Consider the following 25935-nt stretch of genomic DNA (forward strand, 5'->3'; position numbering starts at 1 on the left):
GGTCATGACTAATTCCCCCCAAAAACCCCTGCTTTCTGGACAATTTAACCCCCATAAACCATGCCAATTGCCGCAATGGGGCTTAATTATGGTTGAGGGTGCTGATGCTGCCACCTTTTTACAGAACCAGTTAAGCAATTCTGTTTTGAGTCTAAAGGTCACCCAACCGACTGAAGTCGCTAAATATAATGACGCAGTAAGGCTGATTGGCTATTGCAACCCCAAAGGCAGACTTTTAGCTAGTGCTTGGGTTGGACTTTTTCCTTCCGAAGGATCATCAGAGGATCGCTTTGGATTATTTATATCAGCAGATATCGCTTCGTCTGTAGCGAAGCGCTTATCTATGTTTGTTCTCCGTTCAAAAGTGAAGGTTTTGGATGTTTCTAGCAAATACACAATTTCTTGCTTGGTCGGAAGTGACGAGCAAATATCTGGCGTTAGCTTAGGTGCGGAGCAGCTTGGTTTGCGTCTACCAGATGTGTTGTTGAGCGAACAAACTTTGGCAAGGATTTTGATTGCCGATCCAGGCAACAATGACCTCAACTTTGACGAAGAAAATTTGAGCAACTGGAATTATCTTGAAGTGATCAGCGCTATACCAAGAATTGTTCTAGCAACCCAAGAACAGTTTGTGCCTCAAATGATTAACTTTGAATCCGTTGCTGGCGTAGACTTTAAAAAAGGCTGCTATCCAGGCCAAGAAATAGTGGCGCGCAGTCAATATCGTGGTGCAATTAAAAGAAGACTCCAGCTTGCTCACTGTTCTACAGAGAGGATAGATCTAGCTTTACTCGTACCCGGTACCGAAATCTTTCATTCCGATGATCCATCTCAGCCTGCAGGCATGGTTGTTCTAGCATCAGAAAATCCAATCGAATTGCATAGGGCTGATCTACAAATTGAATGCAAATTAGACGCTCTAGAAAGTGGAAATTTATATCTTGGTAGCTCTCAAGGACCTGTGTTAAAAATAGATGTATTGCCCTACCCGCTACTGGAAATCTAAGCTTAAAAATGTGCCTCATCCTATTTGCCTGGAAATCTCACCCAGACTACCCGTTAGTGGTGGCAGCAAATCGCGATGAGTTTTACGATCGCGATACCGAGGGAGTGGCCTGGTGGGCTGAGCACCCACACATTCTGGCAGGCAAAGATCGCGCCGATGTATTGGGCAGTCCTGGTACATGGCTGGGCTTTACCAAAACCGGTAGGTTTGCTGCCGTAACAAATGTAAGAGCCCCAAGCGAAAAAAATCCTGATGCGAGAACCCGCGGCGAACTTTCATTAACGTACTTGACTGGCAAAGATCGCCCAGTTGATTTCATTCAAAACAATGCCAAACGCTTTCAACAGTACAACGGTTTTAATTTGCTGATGGCAGATTTCAGTGATCCTGCAAATGCCGAAATGCATTGGGTAAGCAATCGCATGGCAATGGGGCAAAGTATTCGTCCTCGAAAAATTTTCCCTGAGCAAGCCCTAGAGGCTGGAGTTTATGGTTTATCAAACGCTATGTTGGATACACCCTGGCCTAAGGTCAATCATCGTGTCGCCGCATTTGCGCAAGCATTGGCAATGGACCAAGGCCAATTAAAAAATGTCGATCAATACCTCAAGTTACTAGCTGATACACATCCGGCGAGCGATCATGAGTTACCCAATACGGGTGTAAGTAAAGAATGGGAAAAAGCGTTGTCGCCAGCGTTTGTTAAAACCCCCTCCTATGGAACTCGTTCAAGCACGGTCCTAAGAGTTCGTAGGGATGGTCAATTTGAGATGGTTGAAAGGCGTTTCGATGCAACGGGCACTATTGGGCACGATGTCATCACCGGAGCCCTAAGCGCAGTGCCGGGCTCTAATCTGTCCGTCTAATTATCGTGAGCGCTGATCGTCGTTTACAACACGTTCACCATCAGCATTTCGAGTTGCTAGGCGCTTAAGATACTTAAATGTGCCTGTAGCCATGCAACATACCTCACCTTGATCGTTGTACAACTTAGCTTCACAGAAAGCCATGGTTGCTGTGCGGCGTACCGTATCTGCTTTGACGCGCAGAACACCATTAGCGGCCTGCATAAAGTTATTCTTTAATTCTATTGTCACAACACTGCGATCACCTGGATCTCCAGATCTAGCGGCAACCGCCATGGCAACATCCATTAGGGTAAGCAAAACCCCACCATGAGCTACTTCCCAGGTATTGGTGTGCTCGGGCTTCAAGGCGAGCAGTATTTCGCCCTTGCCCATTTCCGCGCTTAAACATCTCACACCCAAAAGCTTTAGAAAAGGGACATTGAGTTCTTCACCTAAATTAGCGAGCTGGGTTTGGGGGTTAATTTGGACTTGTTTGTTCATATTTTGATTTTAGAGGCTTGTACGCGAATATGGAAATCCCCATAGAATAAGTTCTATGGCCTTTACGTTAACTGGCGAAGACGCCTGCGAAAAAACCCTACCGACTCCGATACCCAATCCATATTGGGTAGCTTTCTCAGCGGCATCAGCTCGCCTGGTTGATATACCCCTTGGTAAGGATCATTTTCCAGCCAACCCAGAATGGCTGGAAGTTTTGGCTGGTAATAATCCATCTGGGTTTTCAGAGGTATTTCCTAATCCAATTTCTACGGCATATAGCGGCCATCAATTTGGTGTATGGGCAGGACAGCTTGGAGATGGCAGAGCAATCTTGTTAGGAGAAAAATCCGGTCAAGAGTTGCAGCTTAAGGGGGCAGGAAAAACACGGTTCTCTCGAATGGGTGATGGACGTGCAGTCTTACGATCTTCTATTAGAGAATTTCTATGTAGCGAGGCTATGCATGCATTAGGCATTCCTACAACAAGAGCCTTATCAATTGTTGGATCAGATTTGCCGGTTCGGCGTGAAACTATAGAAACTGCGGCTGTATGCGCACGTCTTGCGCCAAGCTTTATTCGAATCGGACATTTTGAACACTTTGCCTCTTTGCAAAATATTGAACGTTTAAAGGAATTGGCTGATTTACTAATTGACGAACATTATCCCGGGTGTGAGCAAAGCCAAAATCCTTACTTAGAACTATTTACGCGTATATGCGAAAGAAATGCCACTCTAGTTGCCCAGTGGCAATCAGTCGGATTTTGTCACGGCGTTCTCAACAGCGACAACATCAGCGTGCTGGGCTTAACTATGGATTACGGCCCTTTTGGTTTTATGGATCAATTTCAAATTGACCATATTTGCAATCACAGTGACCAGGGAGGTCGTTATGCCTATCATCGGCAGCCTCAAATCATGCATTGGAATATGGCTTGTCTAGCCAGCGCAATGATGCCGCTGATTGAGTTGACAGTGGATGCTGAAAATACAGAAAAACTCCTTAGATCTGCGCTAGAGCAATTTCCCTTGATCTATGCCAAAACATGGCAATCCCTCTTCCGCAACAAATTAGGCCTCATAAACCCTCAAGAGCAGGATGTGGATTTGATTGAGCGCTTGCTACAGGCAATGCATGAGTCAAGCGTGGATTTCACATGCTTCTTTCGCAAGTTAAGTGATGTAAGGACAAATGCCGCAGTAGATCAGATCTCATTAAGAGATGAGTTCATTAATCTCCCGGCTATAGATCAATGGTTCTCAGATTATCTTCTGAGGTTGAATGAGGAATCGAGTGATGACGTGCAGCGCAAGCTAAGAATGGATGCTGTCAATCCTAAGTACGTCTTGAGAAATCATTTGGCCCAAGCCGCAATCGATAAAGCAAAAGACAGGGATTTTTCTGAGGTAGCTAATTTGCTGAAGGTGCTTGAAAAACCCTTTGAGGATCAACCGCAGTACGAAAAATACTCAAATCCCCCTCCACCAGACTTATCTCAGATAGAGGTAAGCTGCTCCTCTTAGTCAAGAAAAAACCCTTATTAATACAAGAATCTCCATGAAAAAAACAGATCAAGAATACAAACAAGAACTCACTGATATCGAATATCGCGTTACTCGTGAAGCTGCGACCGAACGTCCTTTTTCTGGGAAATATTGGGATCACTGGGATCAGGGTCGCTATAAATGCATTTGTTGCAATACCCCCCTCTTTTTATCTGAAACTAAGTTTGATGCTGGTTGCGGTTGGCCAAGCTATAACGCACCTGAAAATAACTCCTCTATTAAGGAGATACGGGATACCAGCCATGGAATGGTTCGTACCGAGGTGCGCTGTGCTCATTGCGATGCCCATCTAGGACATGTTTTTGATGATGGCCCCAATCCCACAGGTCTTCGTTATTGCATTAATTCTGCATCTTTGAATTTTGAGCCAAGCAGTAATGCAAAGCTTGCAAATTCAGACCAATAAGTAAATAGCAGGATAATTGAACCTATGAAATTTTTATTCGACCTCTTCCCAATTATTCTTTTCTTTATCGCCTTTAAATTTGGTGATATTTACACGGCTACGATTGTTGCTATGGTTGCCACCATCGGGCAAATATTGTGGGTTTATTACCGCCACCGCAAGATTGATGTAATGCAATGGGTTAGCCTGGCCATGATCTTGGTATTTGGCAGCCTAACGATCTTTCTACACGACAAAACCTTCATTCAACTTAAACCAACTGCACTCTATTGGCTTTTTGCTGGAGTTCTTTTTGTTAGCGCCCAGTTCTTTAGAAAGAATTGGATTCAAGTTTTAATGGGTAAGCAAGTAACCCTCAAGATGGAGAGTGCGCATTCAGTTTGGCATCAATTAAATATGGCCTGGGCCTTATTCTTTTTTGCGATGGGTGCTCTTAATCTATATATTGCCTTTGAGTACTCGGAAGAAACCTGGGTGAACTTTAAGTTATTTGGTAGCACTGGCTTATTGGTTGTGTTTGTCATCATCCAAGGCATTTGGCTGTCTCGGCACATGGAGCATCCTGCAGAATGAGCATTAATCAACAGCGCATCTCCCTATTTGAAGCCGACTTACGCAATGCTTTTGATGTACAGAGCCTGATCATTGAGGATGAAAGCCATCTTCATGCCGGCCATGCTGGCGCTGCGACTGGCGGCGGGCACTTTAAGCTTTCGATTACAGCCCCAGAATTCAAGGGCTTGAGTCTTGTAGCCCGTCATCGCGCAGTCTACGCAGCCCTTCAGCGCCATATTCCCAAAGAAATACATGCCTTGACCATTTCAGCCCTCTCTACGGATGAGGTTTAGTTTGGCCATGATTTAAACTGAACAAGCCTTTTACTATTTAACTTTACATATCAAATGCTCAATAAACGCCAAATCTTTGCTATCAGCGTACTCAGCGCTTCCCTAATGTCTAGCTACTCATATGCGCAAAACGCAGTGATTGTGAATGGCAAGTCGATCCCCAAAGCTCAGCTCGATAAGCTGGTCCAAAAATCTGGTCAACCTGAAAACCCGCAGGTACGTGACCAAGCGCGTGAAATGTTGGTGACACGTGAATTAATTCTGCAAGAAGCGGATAAACGCGGCGTGATCCAAAACGAATTAGTTCGTGAACAATTAGAACAGGCACGCATGAGTGTTTTGATTGCGGCCGTATTTGAAGACTATGTAGCAAAAGAAGGTGTTGCAGAGGCAGATCTTCAAGCTGCTTATGACTCCGTGAAGTCTCAATATACCGGCAAGGAATACCATGTCGAGCATATCTTGGTAGAAAAAGAATCTGATGCTAAGGCAATTATTGCGCAGTTAAAGTCAGGCGCTAACTTCGAAGAGATTGCTAAAGCGAAATCTCAAGATCCTGGATCAGCAAAAAATGGTGGTGATCTTGGTTGGGTTAGCGACAAGGCTCTTGTGCCTGAATTCTCTAAAGCCATGGTGCAACTTAAGAATGGACAAATCACCGAAAAACCAGTGAAGTCTCAATTCGGTTGGCATGTGATCAAAATGATTGATGTGCGCGATGTGAAGGCGCCTAGCATAGATGAAATCAAAGATCAGCTTAAGCAAATGATTATGTCTGACAAGAATTGGCAGAAAGCGAAGTTTTCAGAAATGATGCAAAAGCTCCGCGCTAAAGCCAAAATTCAATAAGACGAATTAGCTGGCGGGATAGCGACGCGGTCTGAGTTTCTGGATTGCTGTTCCCGCCAATCCGCATGCAAAGGCGGACATGACAAAGACATCTCTAGGTTGAGATAACTCCCATATCCAACCAGCACAGAGCCCCCCTAGCGTTCCGCCAAGTCCATAAGAAATGGTTGCCATAAGCGCTTGCCCGCGAGCTTGCAAAGGACCGGTAAACCAGCGCTGCAGCAATTTATTCGCCGCACTGTGGTGGGCGGCAAACGTTCCGGCATGCATTAGCTGCGCCACAATCAAAACAGAGGTAATGGGCAAGAACGCAATCAAGACAAAGCGTATGACGCCAATTCCAAATGCAGCCTGAAGAATGACTTCAGCATCCAACTTACTGAGAAACTTACTTTGAAAGTAGAAAAATACAACTTCAGCTAGTACGCCGAGAGCCCAAAATAGACCAATCTGAAACTTGTCATACCCCAGATCAGAGAGATACAAGGAGTAAAAAACGTAAAAGGATGCGTGCGCAAAAATCATGAAAAATCCAGACACCAGGAACCAGCGAACATCAGGATTAAATAGCACGATCAATAGCTCGCCCTTAACCATCTTGCGCCGCTCCATCTTAGGTTCGTGCAGCTGGAAGCTAATAAACGCAAGCGCTAGCAAAACAGTGGCACCAACAAATGGATAAAGTTCAATGGACTTACGTTGAAATAATTCGCCTGCAGCAAGAACCATTACGATAAAACCAATAGAGCCCCATAGACGAAGGCGGCCGTAGCGCTTATCAAAGGAATTGTCTTTATACAAAGCATGAATGGTGGCCGATTCACCAAGGGGCATAAGGCTACTCAGGATGGTATGCAACACAAACATCCAAATGAAAAAACTAATGTAGCTTTGTAGAAAAAAGATTAGTAGAAATACAATGGCTGCCAAACATGAGCAAAATCGAATAATGCCAACTCTATTCGACAGATAGTCTGATAGCCAACCCCATGAGAATGGGCCAATGATTCTTGTAATTTGCAGCATCGACATCAACGCGGCAATTTCAATAACGCTAAAGCCGCGGTCTTGAAAAAATAGGCTGGCATATGGCGAAACCAGTCCAACATAAGCAAAATATAAAAAGAAAAAGGACCCGAAGGCCCAGCGAAGTGAAGGCGTCATCTCAGCTAGTTCGCGTTAATCTTTGCTAGAGCCTGGTTGGGATGACGGAATAGATTTGGTTGGCATGATGACATCTGCGCATTGAGCGCGATGACGTAATGCGTGATCCATTAGAACCAAAGCCAGCATTGCCTCAGCAATAGGCGTTGCCCGAATTCCTACGCAAGGATCATGACGCCCTTTGGTTTGGACGGTAATCGGATTGCCCGCTAAATCTACCGATTGCTTTGGGCTCAAAATGCTTGAGGTGGGTTTAATAGCAATCGAAACGCGTAAGTCTTGACCGCTGCTGATGCCGCCCAGTGTTCCACCAGAGTTATTGCTTGCAAAGCCATCAGGATGCAGCTCATCCCCATGCTCGCTTCCTCTCTGGGGTACTGATTTAAAGCCGGCACCAATTTCAACGCCTTTAACGGCGTTGATACCCATCATTGCATGTGCAATATCCGCATCCAACTTGTCGAATAAGGGCTCACCTAAGCCAATAGGAACATTTCGGGCTCGCACTTCAATCCGCGCGCCGCATGAGTCCCCTGCTTTGCGCAACTCATCCATATAGGACTCAAGTTGGGGAATCATTTCAGCGTTAGCCGCAAAGAATGGGTTGTTTTCGATTTGGGATGCATCTTTAAATGGAATTTCCAATTCACCGAGTTGACTCATATAGCCATAGAACTCGGTTCCATACTTTTCATGCAACCATTTTTTAGCAATCGCTGCTGCTGCAACAACAGGAGCGGTTAAACGTGCTGAGGATCTTCCGCCGCCACGAGGGTCGCGAATGCCATATTTGTACTGATACGCATAGTCAGCATGTCCAGGGCGGAAAGTTTGCAAGATATCGCCATAGTCTTGACTGCGCTGATCGGTGTTCCGAATGAGTAAGGCTATCGGCGTGCCGGTAGTCTTGCCTTCAAATACGCCAGATAGGATTTCAACCTTATCCTCTTCTTTGCGCTGGGTAACGTGTCGTGAAGTACCAGGCTTACGACGATCAAGATCGAGCTGAAGGTCCGCCTCAGAAAGATTCATTCCTGGGGGACAGCCATCAACCACCGCCCCAATAGCGGGACCGTGGGATTCACCAAAGGTGGTAACTGTAAAGAGGAGGCCTAAAGTATTTCCTGACATATCGACATTATGTCATTTGTCAGGAATTTTGGGCTAGAACAGCTTAGTTAGAAGCCTTTTCTGTGTCTTCCGGCCAATCGCGAATGTAGGCCTTGAGCATCGTATTTTCGAAATCCTGAGCCTCTACAACGGATTTTGCGACGTCATAAAACGAGATTACGCCCATGAGCATTTTTTGGTCCACAACGGGCAAATAGCGAGCATGGTCCACCAACATCATGCGGCGAACCTCATCGATCTCAGTTTCCATATTGCAGGTGAGCGGCTTTTGATTCATGACGTTGTTAACCTGCAAACCATCAAGCTTGCCATGATGTTTTGCTAACGCAGCAATGACCTCGCGGAAGGTCAATATCCCAACCAGCTTGTCGTATTGCATTACGACTAAAGAGCCTATGTCATGTTCGCTCATCACCAATACGGCTGTTTGCAAAGCAGTATCAGGGGCAACGGTAAACAGAGTGCTGCCCTTTACCCTCAATATGTCACGAACTTTCATTTTGTCTCCGGAATTGATCCATGTATAGACTCAATATATCCGCAAGCCCTCTTTGAATCAAGGCTTAAGCGCTAACTTTTAGTAACGAATAACCCTAATTACCCCACTTCGGATATCGGGCAGGTTAGCCACCAAAACAGCGCCAGCTAAGGTGATCCACCAAGTCATATAGATCCAAATTAGACCCAGGGGAAATATGGCAAAGGCGCCATAAACCGTTTTGTAAAAGGCTGTATTACTTAAAAAGATGGCAAAGCCAAACTTCATCAGCTCAAAAGCCAAGGCGGCAAAAAATGCGCCGGTAAAAGCGTCAACCCAGAGAATCTTGGCATAAGGCAATATCTTGTAAACGACCGCAAAGACGCCCACCGCCAAGAGTATTGGTGCAAATGTAGCAATTAACTTAAAGCCAAAAGAAACTGCCTTAATCCAGCCTTCCGAAGCGCTAAATAGAACACCGCTTAAATAGATGCCTATACCCAGAAGAACTGGCGCTACGAAGGTGGCAGCGCTGTAAATGACTATCTTTTTGAGAAGTGGGCGGCTCTGTTTAACCTTAAAAATTTGATTAAAGGCGCCCTCAATCACTGCAAGGGTCATGATGGTGGTAACCACCAATCCAATTAAACCAACGAAAGTAAGACCACTGGCTTTTGAGGAAAACTGGTCTAAATACATAAAGACCTGCTGATTTAAGCCGCCGGGCATGTATGTATCTAGCAACCAAGTTCTGAAGGTGTTTTTAACCTGAATAACGCTTGGCAGGTAACCTATCAACATCGTGGCTATGGTGATCATTGGCACAAGCGATAAAGTTGTCGTAAAGGACAAACTGGCAGCAATTTGCTTTAAATTTTGATCGCGGTTCCCCTCCCAGAGCTCTTTGCCCAGGGAGAGCCATAATTGGGGGTTACGAATAATGCGCATCGCCGTATCATAAGAGAAGAATATGAGCCAACAAGATATTTTAGTTTTGTACTACTCCCGTTATGGTGCAACCAAGGATTTGGCGCGCCTTATTGCCGAAGGCATTGAAAGCGTTCCTGGGGTTAATGCGCGCTTAAGAACTGTTCCAGCAGTTTCCACGGTTTGCGAGGCATCTGAGGCCCCGGTACCCAGCGAAGGCGCTCCTTACGTCGAATATTCTGATTTGAAGGAGTGTATTGGTCTAGCCCTTGGATCGCCTACCCGATTTGGCAATATGGCGGCTCCAATGAAATACTTTTGGGATGGCAGCTCATCCGAGTGGCTTAACGGCGCTCTCATTGGAAAACCTGCTTGTGTATTTACCAGTACCGGTAGCATGCATGGCGGCCAAGAAAGCACCCTATTGACCATGATGATTCCCCTACTTCATCACGGCATGTTGATCACTGGTTTGCCCTACAGTGAGCCAGATTTAATGTCATCCAGCACAGGCGGAAGTCCCTATGGGGTAACCCATTTAGCGCATGCGGATGGAAGAGCGCCTATTAGCCCCGAGGAACAGCGATTGGCAAAAGCTCAAGGCAAGCGCCTAGCTGAAACAGCATTAAAACTTTTCAAGAATTGATGACCACTTTGCAAGTTATGAACATGTATCAAAAAATTCTAGACAAGAATCCGTATCAGCTAATAGCAACAGCGGCATTTATCGATCTATTCATTCTGTGTGTTTGCTGGGAATGGTTTGTCTCCCCTCTTCGTCCTGGCGGATCCTGGTTGATCTTGAAGGGCATTCCCTTGTTGTTTGCCATTCCTGGCCTGTGGAAAGGCAAGGTTTACACCATGCAATGGGCATCGATGTTAATTCTGCTTTACGTGACCGAAGGTTTGGTACGCATTCTAGAAACAGGCGCTAACTTTTGGCTCGCTCTGCTGGAAACAATTCTTGCCACTATTGGCTTTGTTTGCTTGCTGATTTATTTAAAGCCTATCAAGAAGGAAGCCAAAAGCCTTAAAAAAATGCGAGAGGCAAATCGCTGATGCAATCATTCATCCAGCAGCTTCATGGCATTTTGAGTCCGCAATATATCCTGGCCGATGATGCAGATAAGGTACCTTATCTAACGGATTGGCGTAAGCGTTATACCGGTAAAGCTTTGGCTGTTGTACTACCTAAAAGTGCTGAAGAGATTGCAAAGATTGTTCAAGCATGCGCCCAGAGCAATGTCGCGATTGTCCCTCAAGGTGGCCATACTGGCTTTTGCGGCGGAGCTACGCCCGATGACAGCGGTAAGCAGATTGTTTTGAGCTTTAAGCGCATGAACCAAATATTAGAGATTGATAGCGCCAATCAAACCATTACTCTAGAGGCCGGCTGTATTTTGCAATCAGTGCAAGAAAAAGCTGCGGAGCATGGGTTTTTATTTCCCTTAAGCCTTGGGGCGGAGGGAAGCTGCATGATTGGAGGCAATCTAGCAACCAATGCAGGCGGCACAAATGTATTGCGTTATGGAAATACGCGCGACCTGTGTCTTGGTCTAGAGGTGGTTACCGCCAAAGGTGAAATATGGGACGGTTTAAAAGGCTTGCGCAAGGACAATACAGGCTATGACTTACGCGACTTATTCATTGGTTCTGAGGGCACGTTAGGGATTATTACCGCTGCAGTTATGAAGCTCTATCCCCTACCCATTTCGCAATGGACAACATTGGTTGCTGTCGATAGCGTTGCATCTACCATCGATTTATTAAATTTATTTCAGAAACGCGCTACATCATTGCTCACCGGATTTGAAATGATGACGCGGGAGTCTTTGGAATTAAATACAAAGCACTTCCCGCACATGGCTAATCCACTACAAGGTAATCCTGCTTACACGGTTTTGATAGAACTTTCTGATCACGAGAGTGAGGAACATGTAAGACAATTGCTGGAAACTGTTTTAGAGGAAGCATTTGAAGCAAATCTCATCTCGGATGCCGTCATTGCCAGCAACTTAAGTCAAGCCAAATCGTTTTGGCAGATGCGTGAACACATTACCCTAGCCCAAGCTGAAGAAGGTGCGAATCTAAAACACGACATCACCATCCCTCTTTCTGCGCTCGAGAGCTTTATCAAAGAAACGGATGATTTAATGCGTGCGAAATATCCTGGCATCAGAATCATTAATTTTGGGCACTTGGGTGATGGCAATCTTCACTACAACATAGCCCCGCCGTTAGGAATTGATCCCAAGTCATTTAACCAGGCCAATGAAAAAGCTATACATGAGCTGGTTTACAGCCAAGTGGAGCGCTGCAAGGGTTCCATTTCGGCAGAACATGGCGTGGGACAGCTTAAATTGGATGGCTTAAGGGCTCACAAAGGTGCGGTAGCCCACGACCTCATGAGGACCCTTAAAACGGCTCTAGACCCCCAAAATATCCTCAATCCCCACAAAGTCGTCTCAATTTAATAAAAAACCCCATTTTTTATTAAATATTTTGTAATTCCTGTCATCCCCATCGATTTATCGTGCGTTGTATGGTCATGGAGGTGACAAATATGTCAACAAGACTCAAACGTTGGGCCCGTGCAATTCAACAGATCGACTTGTCTAAGAGGACGCCTGAAGTCGCTATTGGCTACTTGGATAGCAAATATCGTGATATTGCTTGGCGTTACATCCGCATTCTTGGCTTTGAGCGCACCATCAGCTTCATGGCTAGCAATAATTTCCACCCAGAATAATCCCAATAAAACCCTAAATAACTGATTTATTTAGGGTTTTTTGCTTTTATTGGGCTTTATTTAGCAAATTTAAGCAAAAAAACGCTTTGATTCGGCGATTACTACCTCAGGAAGCTCTTCAGGTATGTAATGCCCACAAGGGACTGCCATGCCGGTAACGTCAGTTGCCACCCTCTTCCAGTCCTCAATAGGTTTAAAGCACTTATTTACCAGGCCATGCTCACCCCACAGTACTCGCAAGGGGATCTGAAGCTGCTTACCTTGGTCGCGGTCTGCGCGATCATGAACTAGATCAATGCTTGCAGCGGCTCGATAATCCTCACACATTGCATGCATTCCGTCAGGTTTGCTTGCTCCAGCCAAGTACTCCGCCCATCGCTCTGGTGAAAAAATACCCGTACCTGCGTGGCGTCCCATGTGGTTCTTTAGCCAAAATTCGGGATTGGCTCCAATCATGGTTTCAGGCACAGGTTCGGGTTGAATTAAGAAGAACCAATGCCAATAACCTTTAGCAAATTCCATCGAAGTGTTTTCATACATGGTGAGGGTTGGCGATATATCCAAGACCATCAGCTTCTTAATGCTCTTAGGAAAGTCCATTGCCAATCGATGAGATACGCGGCCCCCACGATCGTGTCCAAGTAAGAAAAACTCCTCATGACCTAGCGCCTGCATCAAAGCATGCTGATCAGCAGCCATAGATCGTTTTGAATAGCTTGAATGATCCGATTTTCCATGCGGTTTCGAGGACTGGCCATACCCTCGAAGATCGGCAGCAATCACGGTAAAGGATTTAGCGAGTTCTGGTGCAACTTCGTGCCATATGGCTTTTGTCTGCGGAAAGCCATGAAGCAATAGTAATGCGGGACCAGCGCCCCCAATTTGATAGGCAATATCAATTGGGCCATCCCCCGAGGTAACGGTAGCTACCCCATTCTCAAAGCCAGGAAATATGATTGCCATAACAACTTATCTATCAGCCACTGCTTGTATTTCGGCAACGGTTAAATAACCTTTGTTACCAGAATCCAAGTAAGAAAAATGATCGTAAATACGCGGCATGCAGCCTTTTGCCTCGTCTTTGGTTAACTTGCCATCATGGTTAACATCGCACTTAGCAAAGCGCTGGGCTATTTCACGATTTTTACTTGCATCGTCTGCATAGCTAGTAAGCGAGAAAAATAGAAGGCTTAAAAAAATAGCCCCCAGTTTTGAGAAATGATTTACGGGCATTTTATTTTCCAGTGGGGGTTGGATTTGCAGAAGTTTCCATTGCAACACGAACCACTTTCTTGGCCATTTCAATGAAGGACTCAACGGAGCCTGAACCAGTTCTAAAAGATTCGCCTTGGATTGTTACCAAGCCTTCACCTAACAATTCTTTCGATTGGCTATCGGTAATCTTGCTCTCTACAAGTAAAGCAGGAGTTTTAGAGTTAACGCCGCCAGCAAAGGCTGCCGCATTCACCGCTAAACCGATTGGTGTGAAATTCCAAGGCTGCAAACTATTTACAGAGCTTTCAGCCCCGGTAATGCCAACCGTGATGCGTGCTACACCAGGACCAGGGCTGTTAACAATGCGAATATTGCCGCGAGAATTAATTGCAGCAACCATTGAATCTTGCAGTGTGATTTGCGCCTGGGAAATAGCTTCTGCGCTAATTTCTTGTGTAGCGCTTTGATTTAAATAGATTGGATCCAGAATGACCGCAGTGTAGTTGCCAGGATTTACGCCTGCCTTACGGTATCTCCAAATGCGGGCATCTGATTGGTTTGTAGCCATTGGTACCAATACCGAATAATTTGGTAAGAAGCCCGATCTTGGCATTGGCTCTGAAGCTAGCTTTGGTGTATTGCTACATGCCGCCAAAATAACGGCGGCAGAAATTGAAGCTGCTACTACGGTGAATTTGCGCATCTTAATTCCTTTAATAAAATACTAATAAGTATTGGACTAATTAATCCGGGACGGGGCATGGCAACATGCCCCCAGTTTTTTTGTGAATCTGTGGCTTGCAATCGGATGAGGATGCCGGGGTTGCAACTCTAGGTGCTGAAGTTGTAGCGGGTGCAGTTGCTTTACTGGCTGAATCACTTGTTGAAGAGGTGTTCGCAATGGTAGTGGCTGCAGCAGCTGCGATAGCGGACGAAGAAGGCCTTTGCGGCTCAAGACCAACAGAGCGATAAAACGATTTATCCGTTCCAGGGCAAGGCATAACAGATCCAGTCTTTGGATTAATCACATCCTTGCATTGAGGGTTTGCCTCAAGCCGTGCTTCCAATTTGGCAACACTACATGCACAGAGCGTCAATAAGCCAAATACGCAAATAAATGACTTAATTGACGAAAGCATTCGACTAGCCTGAATCTTTAGTGGGCTAGTATTTTGGAAAGGAAGTCTTTTGCGCGATGGGATCTTGCATCGGGATTCCCAAAGAACTCATCTTTGCTGCAATCCTCAATGATGCGACCTTGATCCATAAAGATCACACGATTGCTAACTTTTCTTGCAAAGCCCATTTCGTGAGTTACGCAGCACATGGTCATGCCTTCATTAGCTAACTTCACCATAACGTCAAGAACTTCGCCAACCATTTCTGGGTCAAGCGCTGATGTTGGCTCATCAAACAACATCACGATTGGGTCCATGCTCAATGCACGTGCAATAGCAACGCGTTGTTGCTGGCCGCCTGAGAGCTGGCCAGGAAACTTATCCTTTTGTGCCATCAAACCAACGCGCTCAAGATACTTCAGGCCATGAGCTTTAGCTTCATCAGCGGAGCGGCCCAATACTTTCATTTGGGCTAGCGTGAGATTCTCTGTAATGCTCAGATGAGGGAATAACTCAAAATGTTGAAATACCATCCCTACTCTTGCCCTTAACTTAGGAAGATTGGTTTTCGGGTCGTGCAAGCGAATGCCATCAACCGTAATTTCGCCAGCTTGAAATGGCTCTAGCGCATTGATTGTTTTGATGAGCGTTGATTTGCCGGATCCGGAGGGGCCGCAAATAACAACTACCTCACCTTTTTTGATTGAGGTGCTGCAATCAGTGAGAACCTGAAAGTCGCCATACCATTTTGAGACATTTTGAAGTTCAATCATGATGAATTGCTTGTCTAGAATTAAAGATGAATTAGCGAATAATCGCCACTTTGGACTGCACTCTTCTCACAATTTTTGAGAGCGAGAAGCAAATGATGAAATAAGTAAATGCAGCGAGGATATAAGTCTCGATTGGACGACCATAATTTTTGCCAGCAATTTCAAAACCTTTTAGTAAATCGTATGCTCCGATGGCGTAAACCAAGGAAGTATCTTGAAAAAGGATGATGGTCTGGGTCATAAATACTGGAATCATGTTTCTAAACGCTTGTGGCAAAACAATGAAGCGCATGTTTTGCCCATAAGTCATGCCAAGCGCTTGCGCTGCATAGCCCTGCCCTTTAGGCACAGACTGAATACCAGCGCGCACAATTTCAGAGAAGAATGCACCCTCAAATGCGATAAAGGTAATTGTGGCTGAGAGGTCTGCTCCAATAGGTCTTCCAATGAGCATTGGAATCAAAAGGAAGAACCATAGGATCACCATAACCAGCGGTATCGACCGCATAGTGTTGACGTAAATGGTTGCTGGATAAACCAAGCTTGGTTTTCCAGATAAACGCATCAATGCCAAGAAGGTCCCAAAAACAATTCCACCAACTGTAGCGATTACAGTGAGCTGAACACTAAAGAGCATGCCCTTTAGGATGTAATTAGTAAAAAGATCCCAATTGTAAAAACTCAGGTCTAGGCTCAGCATGTGGTCACCATTAATTTAGTCATCTAGTGGGCCGCCGCTTCAGAATTTGAAACAATGAAACCGGGAATACGTGAGCGCTTCTCAATATAGGCCATCACACGATTGATTGCGAATGCAGAAAGCGCATAAAGGAAAGTAACAGCTAAATAAATTTCAACACCATGCGCGGTTTCTTCTTGAGCCTGCATCGCAAACAAAGTAAGCTCTGGAACAGATACCGCAAATGCTACTGAAGAGTTTTTAATCAGATTCATACTCTCAGAAGTTAATGGTGGAATCACAATCCTTAAAGCCATTGGCAAAATGATGTAGCGGTAGCTTTGAAATGTTGTGAGCCCCAGCGCCGTTGCTGCAGCCCTCTGTCCCGAAGGCAGAGATTGAATACCTGCCCTAACCTGTTCTGCAATACGAGCCGAGGTAAAAAAGCCCAAGGCAATACTGACCAATAAGTAGGAGGGGAAACCCTTTAATACTGGAATAAAAGCTGGAATCACGTGATACCAAAGAAATACCTGTACCAAGATGGGGATATTTCTAAAGAGCTCTACCCAGGCTGTAGAGAGGCGCACCAAAAATCTGTTCAGAGAAGTTTCGGCTGGCAATGTGCGTAAAGTTCCCATCACGGCGCCAAGAGTAAGTGCAATGAGCAAACCAAGGCCTGCAACAGCCAAAGTCCATCCCCATGCCTTCATCAGCCAATCTAAATAACTGGGATCTGCATTTTGTCCAATACCAAGTAAAGCGGAGAAGCAGTGGTCTACCACTTCTCCGTCTAAGGTACTTTTACAAAAGATTCCTAAATCCATAAATACGATCGCATCTATATAAACCTATCTATCAGCGATTCGAATTATTTCTTGTTGTAGTCTTCTGCAGGTTTGTCGTTCAAGTTAGCCCAAGCATTTTTAGTTGCTGGAGACAACTCTAGACCTACTACGATATTTTTTGGTGGAATTGGAGACAAGAACCATTTATTCCAAAGCTTAGGCATATTGCCATTGGCGACGATTTTCGCAATCGCAGCATTCACAGCGGCCTTGAACTCAGGGTCATCCTTGCGAACCATAATAGCGATTGGCTCTGTAGCCAAAACTTCGCCAACAATTTTGTAGTCTTTAGGATTCTTAGAGTTAGCGATATTGCCTGCCAAAATAGAGCCGTCCATCACAAAGGCGTCAGCACGGCCAGACTCCAAGAGCAAGAAGCTATCAGCATGGTCCTTACCAAATACTTCATCAAAGTTCACGCCATTAGCCTTCTCGTGCTTACGCAACAATTGAACTGATGTTGTACCAGTGGTAGTCGCCACTTTCTTGCCGGCCAACTGAGAAATGGAGGTGATGCCAGAGTTTGCTTTTACAGCAATACGAACTTCTTCAACATACAAGGTGTTTGCAAAGCCAACATCTTTTGCGCGATTCACGTTATTTGTAGTTGTACCGCACTCAATATCTACTGTACCGTTTTGCACCAATGGAACGCGATTCTGAGAAGTCACTGGTTGATAGTTGATACGCAAAGTGCTCATACCGAGCTTGTCTTTAATGTCACCCAAAATCATGCGGCAAATTTCTACGTGGTAACCATCAAAGCGGCTATCGCCTGTGGTGTATGACATAGGAATAGAAGATTCACGAACGCCCATAGTTACGGCACCCGAAGATTTGATCTTATCCATGGTTTGGCTAGCGGCTTGAACATTCAATGCACCCAATAACAAACCTGCGGCTACCAAGCCTGCTTTAATTAAATTCTTGCTTTTCATATGAAATCCCCTGTCTTAGACTTTTGCTTATATTGATACAAATGTATTTATAGCAAATTTAGCAAACCTAAAGCGGTTTTAATGCACGTAAATGATGATTACCCCAATAAATTGAGGGTATAAACTTGAAAAATTAGGGTAATGGAGGGAGGTTTGGCCTGCCCAGCACGATTCGAACGTGCGACCTACGCCTTAGAAGGGCGTTGCTCTATCCAGCTGAGCTATGGGCAGATAAATGCTGGAATTTAAGCTATATAAAGAGAAAGTGGTCGGAGTACAAGGATTCGAACCTTGGACCCCCTGCTCCCAAAGCAGGTGCGCTACCAGGCTGCGCTACACTCCGACGGAATCGATATTCTACACCGAGAGCGTCATTAGAGGCAAATCCTGTAAGATTCGCCTCATGGTTGCCTATTTTTACAGCAAATTTACCAAGCAAATTCAGACTGCTCTAACAGTCTTTTTGCTGCTCTTTTGCTTGCTTGGCACCCACTGGATAGGTCTTGCTCATAGCGTTTCTCATGCAGAACTACAAAGCAAAGCCTTTGCCACCCAATCTGAAGACATCGCTGATAACGGCATCACCCATAGTTCTGATGTATGCCACCTATTTGATGCGCTTACTTTGGCAGTCTTTATGCCAAAAGACAGCTCAAACTTTCTGGATATTGCAGCACCCTCTTCCTTGGCCAGTGATTTTGAAATTTTAAGAATTCAGAAATCAAGTTATCGGCCATATCAATCGCAAGCACCTCCTACTTTCATCCTCTAAAGCTTCAGCGCTAAAAACGCGCAACTAGTTTTTGTTAACTTGCCATGGCATGGCACAACAGGATGAATATGTATTACCGCTTACCTTTCCCTCTTTATGCATTTCTATTAATCGCTCTTCTTGCTATTAATGGTGCCGCCCACTCTCAAACGCAAACTGAAGCCTTGCCTCAGTTAGATGTCACTGGTGTACGAGAAAATACTGCCTCATCATCCAATAAGGTTCTAGCTGGCGATGAATTACAAAATAAACTCTCAGGCACCCTCGGAGCTACGCTTGCTAATGAACTGGGAGTATCTGCGACAGGATATGGTTCAGGCGCCTCCAGGCCAGTTATACGAGGTCTGGACGGAGCGCGCGTGCAAATATTGCAGAACGGTTTATCTGTTGGTGATGTATCAAGCATCTCAGCAGATCATGCGGTTGCAAGCCCTATGCAAAACACGCATCAGATCGAGATACTCAGAGGTGCTTCCGCCTTGCTGTATGGGTCTGGATCCAGTGGCGGCTTAGTTAATGTAGTAAATGATCGTATTTTGACAACAATGCCAGATGCGCTATCTGGTGCATTGAATACCAGTTATGAAACAGTCAATCAGGGCAAGACGGCGAACATTGAGCTCGATGCTCCAGCTGGCCCCTTAGCATTGCATTTTGATTCAATTATCAGCAACTCTAATAACTATCAAATTCCGGGCTTTGCAGAGCAAGGCGGCCCTAATGCTAATTGGTCAATTAATCCTGGCCAACCAGTCAATATTCTTTATAGTGGAAAGCTACCATTTTCATTTAGCAATCAAAACAGCTTAGGTTTGGGAGCTTCTTATTTGCATGCAGATGGTTATACAGGCGTTTCAATGGAGCGCATGAATCATAACTACGGAATACCAACAGCTGAAGGCGGCTTCATACAGCAATCACAGAATCGTTACGACTTCGCCCATCAAACAATGAATCCCTTTGACGGCTTTAGCTCCATCAAAGTAAGCGCTGCAAATACCAATTATCAGCATACCGAATTTACCAATAGTGGCACGGCATCTACCCAATGGAACAATACTGCGACAGAGGCTCGCCTTGAGTTGGCCCATAAAGAAGTTGCCGGATCAAAGGGGATTTTAGGAGCACAAGTAACTGGCTCGACCCTCAACGCAACAGATCTATCAACCAATAGCTTTGCCATTGTTCCGCAAACCAAATCTAATTCCACGGCATTATTTTTGGTTGAAGAAGGTCGATACGGACCTTTAAAAACGAACTTAGGTCTGAGATATAACAATGCAATTCAGAATCCTAATTCCGGCACCCAATTCCCGAGCGCCAGCAGTCAAGAATTTGCTCCAAACGTATATGGACCGCCAACACTTCAAAGTCGCCAATTCAATTTAATGTCGTATTCAGCTGGCGGTATGCTTGATGTGGCAAGAGGATATGGCATTGGTTTAGCCTACACCGTTTCACAGCGAGCACCATCGGCACAAGAGCTCTACTCCTATGGCCCTCATGACTCTACCGCAACGTTTGATATCGGTAATTCCAATCTCGGCGTCGAAACTTCTCATAATTTAGAGTTGAGTCTGCAGAAAACTATGGGCTTAGTACGCAGTAAAGCGAGTATTTATCAAAACCAATTTAATAACTATATCTACGGCTATTACACTGGTTCATACAGTCAGGCTAATGAAAACTTTTCAGTTGTCCAAGCATCTCAAGCAAATTCCAGCATTCGGGGAGCGGAGGCTGAACTTACTTACAACTGGAATGAGGTTGGTATGGGGGGTAGAATTTTTGGTGATATTTCTCAGGGTGTATTTACCTCAGGAGGAAATCTACCTTTACAGCCTGCTCCCCGCCTAGGTACTGAATTGGCTTACCAACGTAACGGTTGGCTTACAAGCGCCACTTATGTATATAGCTATCAGCAAAATAGATTGGCAAATTGGGAGATAGGTCCAACACCATCCTATAACTTGCTAAATGCGAATCTTTCATATACTGAACGCATTGGTAAGGTGAATTGGACTGGGTACCTGATGATGAAAAATCTTCTCAATGAAGAAATTCGTTATGCAACTTCTCCAATGGCAGTCAGACTGTATGCACCGCAACCCGGTAGAAGTCTCATGGTTGGCGTGAGAGCCGCTTTCTAAGGATTTAACTATGCCGTTGGCACTAAGTCAGCAATACTCTTGGCTGCGCTCATTGCCATAGCACCATCTTTCGTCTCTACCATGACGCGAAGTAACGGCTCAGTCCCTGAGGCGCGAATTAACACCCTACCGATATCTTTGAGCTTATTCTCAACCAAAGAAATTTGTTCTTTGAGCGCCTCATCAGACTTCCAGTCGTATCCAGGCTTAAATCTTACATTTAGTAGCACTTGTGGAAATATGCTGACTGCATCCAAGAGCTGCGCAAGACTCTTATTAGATTGGCTCATCACAGTTAAGACCTGCAGTGCTGCGATGGTGCCGTCACCTGTGGAATGGCGATCCAAGCAAAGTAAATGACCAGAGCCTTCTCCGCCGACATGCCAGCCATTCTTTTTGAGAAGCTCTAAAACATAGCGATCGCCAACATTGGCACGCTCAAATCCAATGCCGAGCTCTTTAATGGCGTTTTCAACAGCCAGATTGGTCATCAATGTACCAACAACACCGCCAACCTTGTCGCCACGGTCAACACGATCTTTTGCCAACACATAAAGCAACTCATCGCCATTAAACAATCTGCCGGATGCATCAACCATTTGCAAGCGATCAGCATCTCCATCTAAGGCTATTCCTATATCTGCTTTTACTTCCTGAACTTTTGCAATCAAAGTCGCAGGTGCTGTGGCGCCACAGCCATCATTAATATTACGGCCGTCTGGATGAACGCCTATAGAAATTACCTCGGCACCTAATTCATGGAAAACATGTGGTGCAGTATGGTAGGCAGCGCCGTTAGCGCAATCAACCACGATCTTCAATCCCTTTAGATTTAGATGGCCAGGTACAGTTGATTTACAGAACTCAATATATCTACCTGCTGCATCATCTAAGCGAAAAGCTTTACCCAAATCTTTAGAACTTACGCAGCCGATTGGACTTTCTAGTTCTTTTTCAATAGCGAACTCAAAATCATCTGAAAATTTATCCCCTTCTGCAGAGAAAAATTTAATACCGTTATCTTGATAAGGATTGTGAGAGGCAGAAATTACCAATCCCGCAGACAAGCGTAAGGCTCTCGTGAGATAGGCAACTCCGGGCGTTGGTATAGGACCGCAAAGCATCACGTCGACGCCTGCAGCTGCAAAGCCCGCCTCCAATGCTGCTTCTAACAAATATCCTGATACGCGGGTATCTTTGCCGATCAAAACCTTGCAACGTTGGCCTGGCTTTGTATTGCGTGCTAATACCTTGCCAGCCGCATAACCCAAGCGAGTCATAAATTCTGGAACGATAGGAAATTGCCCCACCTCCCCTCGGATTCCGTCAGTGCCAAAGTATTGTTTTTTCATGGGATTAATTATAAAACTTAGGCCGACTTATCTTCATTAACGGCCTCCCATAGCTTGAGAGCATCAACTGTCTCAGCTACATCGTGAACCCGCACAATAGTAGCTCCACGATCTGCCGCCATAATGGCCGCAGCTACGCTAGGGGCCACACGATCATTGGTGTCCTTGCCGGTTATTTTGCCAATCATGGATTTGCGAGAGATGCCAGCCAATACAGGAAAGCCCAATGATGAAAATTCAGCAAAATTAGCCAACATATTGAGGTTGTGCTCCAAGCTCTTACCAAAACCAAAGCCTGGATCTATAGCAATGCGATCTTTTGTAATACCAGAAGAAATCAAGAGATCAGCCCGATCCTTTAGAAACTGTTTTACTTCAGCAATCACATTGATGTATTCGGGATTAAATTGCATCGTGAGAGGATCGCGTTGCATATGCATCAATACAATGCCGCAACTTTGGCTTTCCAGTACTGCGTCTACAGCTCCAGTTTGTCTAAGCGCCCAAATGTCATTGACGCAATCAACACCAGCTTTTAGGGCTTGGCGCATTGTTTCGGCTTTATAAGTATCTATAGAAAGTGGAACGCCACAATCTTTTAAAGCCTCAATCACTGGTAACACTCGATCAAGCTCTTCTTGAAGTGAAACCGGTTCGGCACCAGGTCTTGTGGATTCGCCGCCAATGTCAATAAGATCGACTCCATTGGCAATCATTAACTCCGCATGATGAACGGCATCTTTTGCAGTTCGATATTGGCCGCCATCTGAAAATGAATCTGGTGTGGCATTCAGGATGCCCATAACAACTGGACGACTACGTTTGGAAAAGTCAAAAAGAAAACGCCCACAACGCCATGTCGTGGGCATATCTTTCATACCTTGCTTAAGCATCAATTACTAAGCTTGGTAATAAAACTTAGGCAGTCGCAGGCGCGCTACCGGCAGCAGGACCAGGCGCTCCGCCAGCAGAGTTTCCAAACTGGGTAGCCGGTGGAGGCAGAGGTGCACGTGGTGGTCGACCTTCCATGATGTCATTTATCTGCTCCGCATCAATGGTCTCCCATTCGAGCAAAGCGGCAACCATTGCCTCAACCTTGTCGCGGTTTTGCTCCAAGATCGAACGCGCCAATGCGTATTGACTATCAATTAAGGTACGAATTTCTGCATCAACTTTTTGCTGAGTTAATTCAGAAACAGTTTTGGTGCTATTGCGACCAAAGATGCTTTCTGATTCGGTATCAACATAGACCATCGTACCTAAGCTATCACTCATGCCGTAACGCGTCACCATATCACGCGCCATTTTTGTAGCTCGCTCAAAATCATTTGAAGCGCCAGTACTCATGCTGTTGAGAAAAACTTCTTCAGCTGCACGGCCACCAAACAAAATAGCCAATTCTTCTAGCATGCGATCTTTGTAAAGATTGACGCGATCAAACTCTGGTAATTGCCATGTCACACCCAAAGCCATGCCACGCGGCATGATGGTGACCTTATGAACAGGATCGGCCTTCGGAAGAACCTTAGCAACAACCGCATGTCCAGACTCGTGATAAGCCGTATTGCGACGCTCTTCTTCACGCATGACTGCAGACTTACGCTCAGGACCCATATAGATCTTGTCTTTAGCGTCCTCAAAGTCTTTCATGTCAACTGAGCGCTTATTGCGACGAGCAGCAAACAAAGCAGCTTCGTTCACTAAATTTGCTAAGTCAGCACCAGAAAATCCAGGAGTGCCACGAGCCAAAACTGCAGCATTCACATCTGGGTCGATAGGAACTTTACGCATATGAACTTGCAAAATCTGTTCACGGCCACGAATGTCAGGCAAACCTACGTGCACCTGACGATCAAATCGTCCAGGGCGTAATAAGGCCTTATCCAAAACATCAGAACGGTTGGTTGCCGCAACAACGATTACACCGCTATTGCTTTCGAAGCCATCCATCTCAACGAGCATTTGATTGAGTGTTTGCTCGCGTTCGTCATTGCCACCGCCCATACCAGCACCGCGATGACGTCCAACGGCATCAATCTCGTCAATAAAGATAATGCAAGGAGAATTCTTCTTGGCATTTTCGAACATATCACGCACGCGTGATGCGCCAACGCCAACAAACATTTCTACGAAATCTGAACCTGAAATTGAAAAGAATGGAACCTTGGCTTCGCCTGCAATGGCACGTGCCAAAAGAGTCTTACCAGTACCTGGAGGGCCTACAAGCAATACGCCGTGCGGAATACGGCCACCCAGTTTTTGAAACTTCTGCGGGTCTTTAAGGAAATCCACTAATTCAAAGACCTCTTCCTTTGCCTCGTCACATCCAGCAACGTCAGCAAAAGTTACGGTGTTGCTATTTTCATCAATCAGACGCGCTTTGGATTTACCAAAGGAGAAAGCTCCGCCTTTGCCGCCACCTTGCATTTGGCGCATCATGAAAAACCAGAAGCCAATAATCAATAAAGTTGGGCCAAGATAGTACAAAGCTGATACCAACATATTTGGTTCATCATCTGCTTTGCCGGTTACTTGGACGCCATACTTCATGAGATCGCCAACCATCCAGATATCGCCCGGAGAAATAATGGAATATTTATTGCCATCAGCAGGCGTCACTTGCAATGTGCGACCTTGCACATCAACGCGCTTTACTTTTCCTGCTTTCGCATCATCCATGAATTGGGAATACGTGACTTGATTCTGGTCCTTGGGCTTATCAAACTGCTTAAACACAGTAAAAAGCACCAAGCCCACAATGAGCCATACACCGATTTTTTGGAACATATTGCTGTTCAAAATGAGTCCTTTTCTGGATTAACCCAGGAGTTAAAGCGAATCGCTACCTATGTATTTGATTCTACTACCACCCTTTTTCAAGGGCTAATGGGATATTTATTTAATAAAACCCTATAAATTAAGGGTTATTGAGGCGGTAGAGAGCTTATTTTGGCGGCTTTAGATTTCTGCCCAATAAGAATATCTCTGATGAACGAGCCCTGGAGGCCTTGGGCTTTCTGGAAGCGACTATCTTAAAAACCTTTTTGAAGGACTCAACAATCTGGCTATAACCACTACCATTGAAGCACTTAATCAGCAATGCACCCTCTGGTTTTAGATGGGCAACCGCAAAATCTAGCGCGATTTCCGCTAAAAAGGCCATTCTGGCTGCATCTGCCACACCCACTCCAGAAAGATTAGGAGCCATGTCAGATAGCACCAAATCTACTTTACCCTCTGCCTCCTTGGGCAATAGCGCCTCTAGAGCGGCAAGACCTTCATCCTCTCTAAAGTCCCCCTGAATAAAGCTCACATCTGCAATATCTTCCATTGGCAGAATATCAATCGCAATAATCTGTCCATCAGGCTTGCCAGATTCAATTTTGGGATTGCTTTTGCCAAGCTCGGTTAAGCGATTGCGAGCATATTGAGACCAGCTTCCTGGAGCGCTACCCAGATCCACAATGGTCATGCCCGCTTTAATGAGGTGATCCTGCTCGTCGATTTCACTGAGCTTGTAAACAGCTCGCGCGCGATAGCCCTCTTTCTGAGCCATCTTCACATAAGGATCCGTCAAATGATCCTGCAACCAACTTTTATTAAATTTATTCTTTGCCAC

30 protein-coding genes and 2 tRNA genes are annotated in these 25935 nt (G+C 45.3%); 13 read left to right on the plus strand and 19 right to left on the minus strand.

The genetic code is table 11. From position 1 onward, the window contains the following. Positions 1 to 4 precede the first annotated feature (4 nt). Positions 5 to 1006, plus strand: a complete 1002-nt coding sequence (locus C2745_RS05015) for a folate-binding protein YgfZ (RefSeq protein WP_215385528.1) — start codon at positions 5 to 7, stop codon at positions 1004 to 1006. A gap of 8 nt (positions 1007 to 1014) precedes the next feature. Next, positions 1015 to 1872: an NRDE family protein gene (locus C2745_RS05020; protein ID WP_215383310.1), complete on the plus strand. Its 858-nt coding sequence runs from the start codon at positions 1015 to 1017 to the stop codon at positions 1870 to 1872. Here the strand turns inward: C2745_RS05020 and C2745_RS05025 are convergent, their stop codons facing one another. Further along, a complete protein-coding gene (locus C2745_RS05025) occupies positions 1873 to 2355 on the minus strand; it encodes a PaaI family thioesterase (protein ID WP_215383311.1) in 483 nt (160 codons plus the stop codon). Between the two features lie 55 nt (positions 2356 to 2410). Between C2745_RS05025 and C2745_RS05030 the strand changes: the two genes are divergently transcribed. The 5 genes from C2745_RS05030 to C2745_RS05050 all read left to right on the plus strand — a co-directional run bounded on the left by C2745_RS05030 (position 2411) and on the right by C2745_RS05050 (position 6022). Beyond that, positions 2411 to 3877: a YdiU family protein gene (locus tag C2745_RS05030; protein WP_215383312.1), complete on the plus strand. Its 1467-nt coding sequence runs from the start codon at positions 2411 to 2413 to the stop codon at positions 3875 to 3877. Positions 3878 to 3905: 28 nt separating this feature from the next. Continuing rightward, entirely contained in the window at positions 3906 to 4325 is a 420-nt protein-coding gene (gene msrB, locus C2745_RS05035; protein WP_215385623.1) for a peptide-methionine (R)-S-oxide reductase MsrB, read from the plus strand. A 24-nt stretch (positions 4326 to 4349) separates the two neighbouring features. Continuing rightward, positions 4350 to 4898 (plus strand): septation protein A, encoded by a 549-nt coding sequence (locus C2745_RS05040; protein ID WP_215383313.1) that lies wholly within the window; start codon positions 4350 to 4352, stop codon positions 4896 to 4898. Continuing rightward, on the plus strand, positions 4895 to 5173 hold the full coding sequence (locus tag C2745_RS05045; protein ID WP_215383314.1) for a BolA family transcriptional regulator: 279 nt from the start codon (positions 4895 to 4897) through the stop codon (positions 5171 to 5173). Before C2745_RS05040 ends, C2745_RS05045 begins: the two co-directional genes overlap by 4 nt. Before the next feature lie 105 nt (positions 5174 to 5278). Next, positions 5279 to 6022, plus strand: coding sequence for a peptidylprolyl isomerase (locus C2745_RS05050; RefSeq protein WP_251368290.1), 744 nt, complete (start codon positions 5279 to 5281; stop codon positions 6020 to 6022). 6 nt (positions 6023 to 6028) lie between these two features. Here C2745_RS05050 and C2745_RS05055 read toward each other — a convergent pair whose 3' ends face one another. The 4 genes from C2745_RS05055 to C2745_RS05070 all read right to left on the minus strand — a co-directional run bounded on the left by C2745_RS05055 (position 6029) and on the right by C2745_RS05070 (position 9743). Further along, positions 6029 to 7186 (minus strand): MFS transporter, encoded by a 1158-nt coding sequence (locus C2745_RS05055; RefSeq protein WP_215383316.1) that lies wholly within the window; start codon positions 7184 to 7186, stop codon positions 6029 to 6031. A 15-nt stretch (positions 7187 to 7201) separates the two neighbouring features. Further along, complete coding sequence (gene aroC, locus C2745_RS05060) at positions 7202 to 8317, minus strand: chorismate synthase (RefSeq protein ID WP_215383317.1); 1116 nt, start codon at positions 8315 to 8317, stop codon at positions 7202 to 7204. Positions 8318 to 8360: 43 nt separating this feature from the next. Continuing rightward, complete coding sequence (locus C2745_RS05065; RefSeq protein ID WP_215383318.1) at positions 8361 to 8816, minus strand: CBS domain-containing protein; 456 nt, start codon at positions 8814 to 8816, stop codon at positions 8361 to 8363. 78 nt (positions 8817 to 8894) lie between these two features. Then, a complete protein-coding gene (locus tag C2745_RS05070; protein WP_215383319.1) occupies positions 8895 to 9743 on the minus strand; it encodes a YhjD/YihY/BrkB family envelope integrity protein in 849 nt (282 codons plus the stop codon). 22 nt (positions 9744 to 9765) lie between these two features. Here C2745_RS05070 and wrbA point away from each other — a divergent pair, with 22 nt between their 5' ends. The 4 genes from wrbA to C2745_RS05090 all read left to right on the plus strand — a co-directional run bounded on the left by wrbA (position 9766) and on the right by C2745_RS05090 (position 12471). Next, on the plus strand, positions 9766 to 10368 hold the full coding sequence (gene wrbA / locus C2745_RS05075) for an NAD(P)H:quinone oxidoreductase (RefSeq protein WP_215383320.1): 603 nt from the start codon (positions 9766 to 9768) through the stop codon (positions 10366 to 10368). A gap of 23 nt (positions 10369 to 10391) precedes the next feature. Further along, a complete protein-coding gene (locus tag C2745_RS05080; protein WP_215383321.1) occupies positions 10392 to 10781 on the plus strand; it encodes a DUF2069 domain-containing protein in 390 nt (129 codons plus the stop codon). Continuing rightward, positions 10781 to 12196: an FAD-binding oxidoreductase gene (locus tag C2745_RS05085; protein WP_215383322.1), complete on the plus strand. Its 1416-nt coding sequence runs from the start codon at positions 10781 to 10783 to the stop codon at positions 12194 to 12196. The genes C2745_RS05080 and C2745_RS05085 overlap by 1 nt, the downstream gene beginning before the upstream one ends. A gap of 89 nt (positions 12197 to 12285) precedes the next feature. Next, positions 12286 to 12471, plus strand: coding sequence for a hypothetical protein (locus C2745_RS05090; RefSeq protein ID WP_015420997.1), 186 nt, complete (start codon positions 12286 to 12288; stop codon positions 12469 to 12471). A 69-nt stretch (positions 12472 to 12540) separates the two neighbouring features. Here the strand turns inward: C2745_RS05090 and C2745_RS05095 are convergent, their stop codons facing one another. The 10 genes from C2745_RS05095 to C2745_RS05140 all read right to left on the minus strand — a co-directional run bounded on the left by C2745_RS05095 (position 12541) and on the right by C2745_RS05140 (position 18385). Further along, the gene (locus C2745_RS05095; RefSeq protein ID WP_215383323.1) at positions 12541 to 13434 is read right to left on the minus strand and encodes an alpha/beta fold hydrolase; all 894 of its coding nucleotides are present in this window, start codon (positions 13432 to 13434) and stop codon (positions 12541 to 12543) included. Positions 13435 to 13440: 6 nt separating this feature from the next. After that, positions 13441 to 13704: a hypothetical protein gene (locus C2745_RS05100; RefSeq protein WP_215385683.1), complete on the minus strand. Its 264-nt coding sequence runs from the start codon at positions 13702 to 13704 to the stop codon at positions 13441 to 13443. Between the two features lies 1 nt (position 13705). Beyond that, positions 13706 to 14389, minus strand: coding sequence for a DUF3313 domain-containing protein (locus C2745_RS05105; protein ID WP_215383324.1), 684 nt, complete (start codon positions 14387 to 14389; stop codon positions 13706 to 13708). Positions 14390 to 14429: 40 nt separating this feature from the next. Then, positions 14430 to 14825, minus strand: coding sequence for a hypothetical protein (locus tag C2745_RS05110; protein ID WP_215383325.1), 396 nt, complete (start codon positions 14823 to 14825; stop codon positions 14430 to 14432). A 17-nt stretch (positions 14826 to 14842) separates the two neighbouring features. Continuing rightward, the gene (locus C2745_RS05115) at positions 14843 to 15577 is read right to left on the minus strand and encodes an amino acid ABC transporter ATP-binding protein (protein WP_215383326.1); all 735 of its coding nucleotides are present in this window, start codon (positions 15575 to 15577) and stop codon (positions 14843 to 14845) included. A 31-nt stretch (positions 15578 to 15608) separates the two neighbouring features. Then, positions 15609 to 16277, minus strand: a complete 669-nt coding sequence (locus C2745_RS05120; protein WP_215383327.1) for an amino acid ABC transporter permease — start codon at positions 16275 to 16277, stop codon at positions 15609 to 15611. Between the two features lie 23 nt (positions 16278 to 16300). Continuing rightward, positions 16301 to 17083 (minus strand): amino acid ABC transporter permease, encoded by a 783-nt coding sequence (locus C2745_RS05125; protein WP_215383328.1) that lies wholly within the window; start codon positions 17081 to 17083, stop codon positions 16301 to 16303. 44 nt (positions 17084 to 17127) lie between these two features. Next, positions 17128 to 18042: an amino acid ABC transporter substrate-binding protein gene (locus C2745_RS05130; protein WP_215383329.1), complete on the minus strand. Its 915-nt coding sequence runs from the start codon at positions 18040 to 18042 to the stop codon at positions 17128 to 17130. Positions 18043 to 18196: 154 nt separating this feature from the next. Next, a tRNA-Arg gene (locus C2745_RS05135) sits at positions 18197 to 18273 on the minus strand. A 35-nt stretch (positions 18274 to 18308) separates the two neighbouring features. After that, a tRNA-Pro gene (locus tag C2745_RS05140) sits at positions 18309 to 18385 on the minus strand. A 60-nt stretch (positions 18386 to 18445) separates the two neighbouring features. On the opposite strand from C2745_RS05140, the gene C2745_RS05145 reads away from it, so the two are divergent. Further along, a complete protein-coding gene (locus C2745_RS05145) occupies positions 18446 to 18814 on the plus strand; it encodes a hypothetical protein (protein ID WP_215383330.1) in 369 nt (122 codons plus the stop codon). 62 nt (positions 18815 to 18876) lie between these two features. Further along, positions 18877 to 20964: a TonB-dependent receptor gene (locus C2745_RS05150; RefSeq protein ID WP_251368291.1), complete on the plus strand. Its 2088-nt coding sequence runs from the start codon at positions 18877 to 18879 to the stop codon at positions 20962 to 20964. An 8-nt stretch (positions 20965 to 20972) separates the two neighbouring features. On the opposite strand, the gene glmM is transcribed toward C2745_RS05150, so the two are convergent. The 4 genes from glmM to C2745_RS05170 form a co-directional block, all read right to left on the minus strand. Then, positions 20973 to 22316, minus strand: a complete 1344-nt coding sequence (glmM, locus tag C2745_RS05155; protein ID WP_215383331.1) for a phosphoglucosamine mutase — start codon at positions 22314 to 22316, stop codon at positions 20973 to 20975. Positions 22317 to 22333: 17 nt separating this feature from the next. Beyond that, on the minus strand, positions 22334 to 23209 hold the full coding sequence (folP, locus tag C2745_RS05160) for a dihydropteroate synthase (protein ID WP_371743002.1): 876 nt from the start codon (positions 23207 to 23209) through the stop codon (positions 22334 to 22336). Between the two features lie 25 nt (positions 23210 to 23234). Next, on the minus strand, positions 23235 to 25115 hold the full coding sequence (ftsH, locus tag C2745_RS05165; RefSeq protein ID WP_215383332.1) for an ATP-dependent zinc metalloprotease FtsH: 1881 nt from the start codon (positions 25113 to 25115) through the stop codon (positions 23235 to 23237). A 145-nt stretch (positions 25116 to 25260) separates the two neighbouring features. Continuing rightward, entirely contained in the window at positions 25261 to 25935 is a 675-nt protein-coding gene (locus C2745_RS05170) for an RlmE family RNA methyltransferase (RefSeq protein ID WP_215383333.1), read from the minus strand.

Origin of the sequence: Polynucleobacter sp. AP-Kolm-20A-A1, from assembly GCF_018688315.1 — a bacterium.
GTDB lineage: Bacteria > Pseudomonadota > Gammaproteobacteria > Burkholderiales > Burkholderiaceae > Polynucleobacter.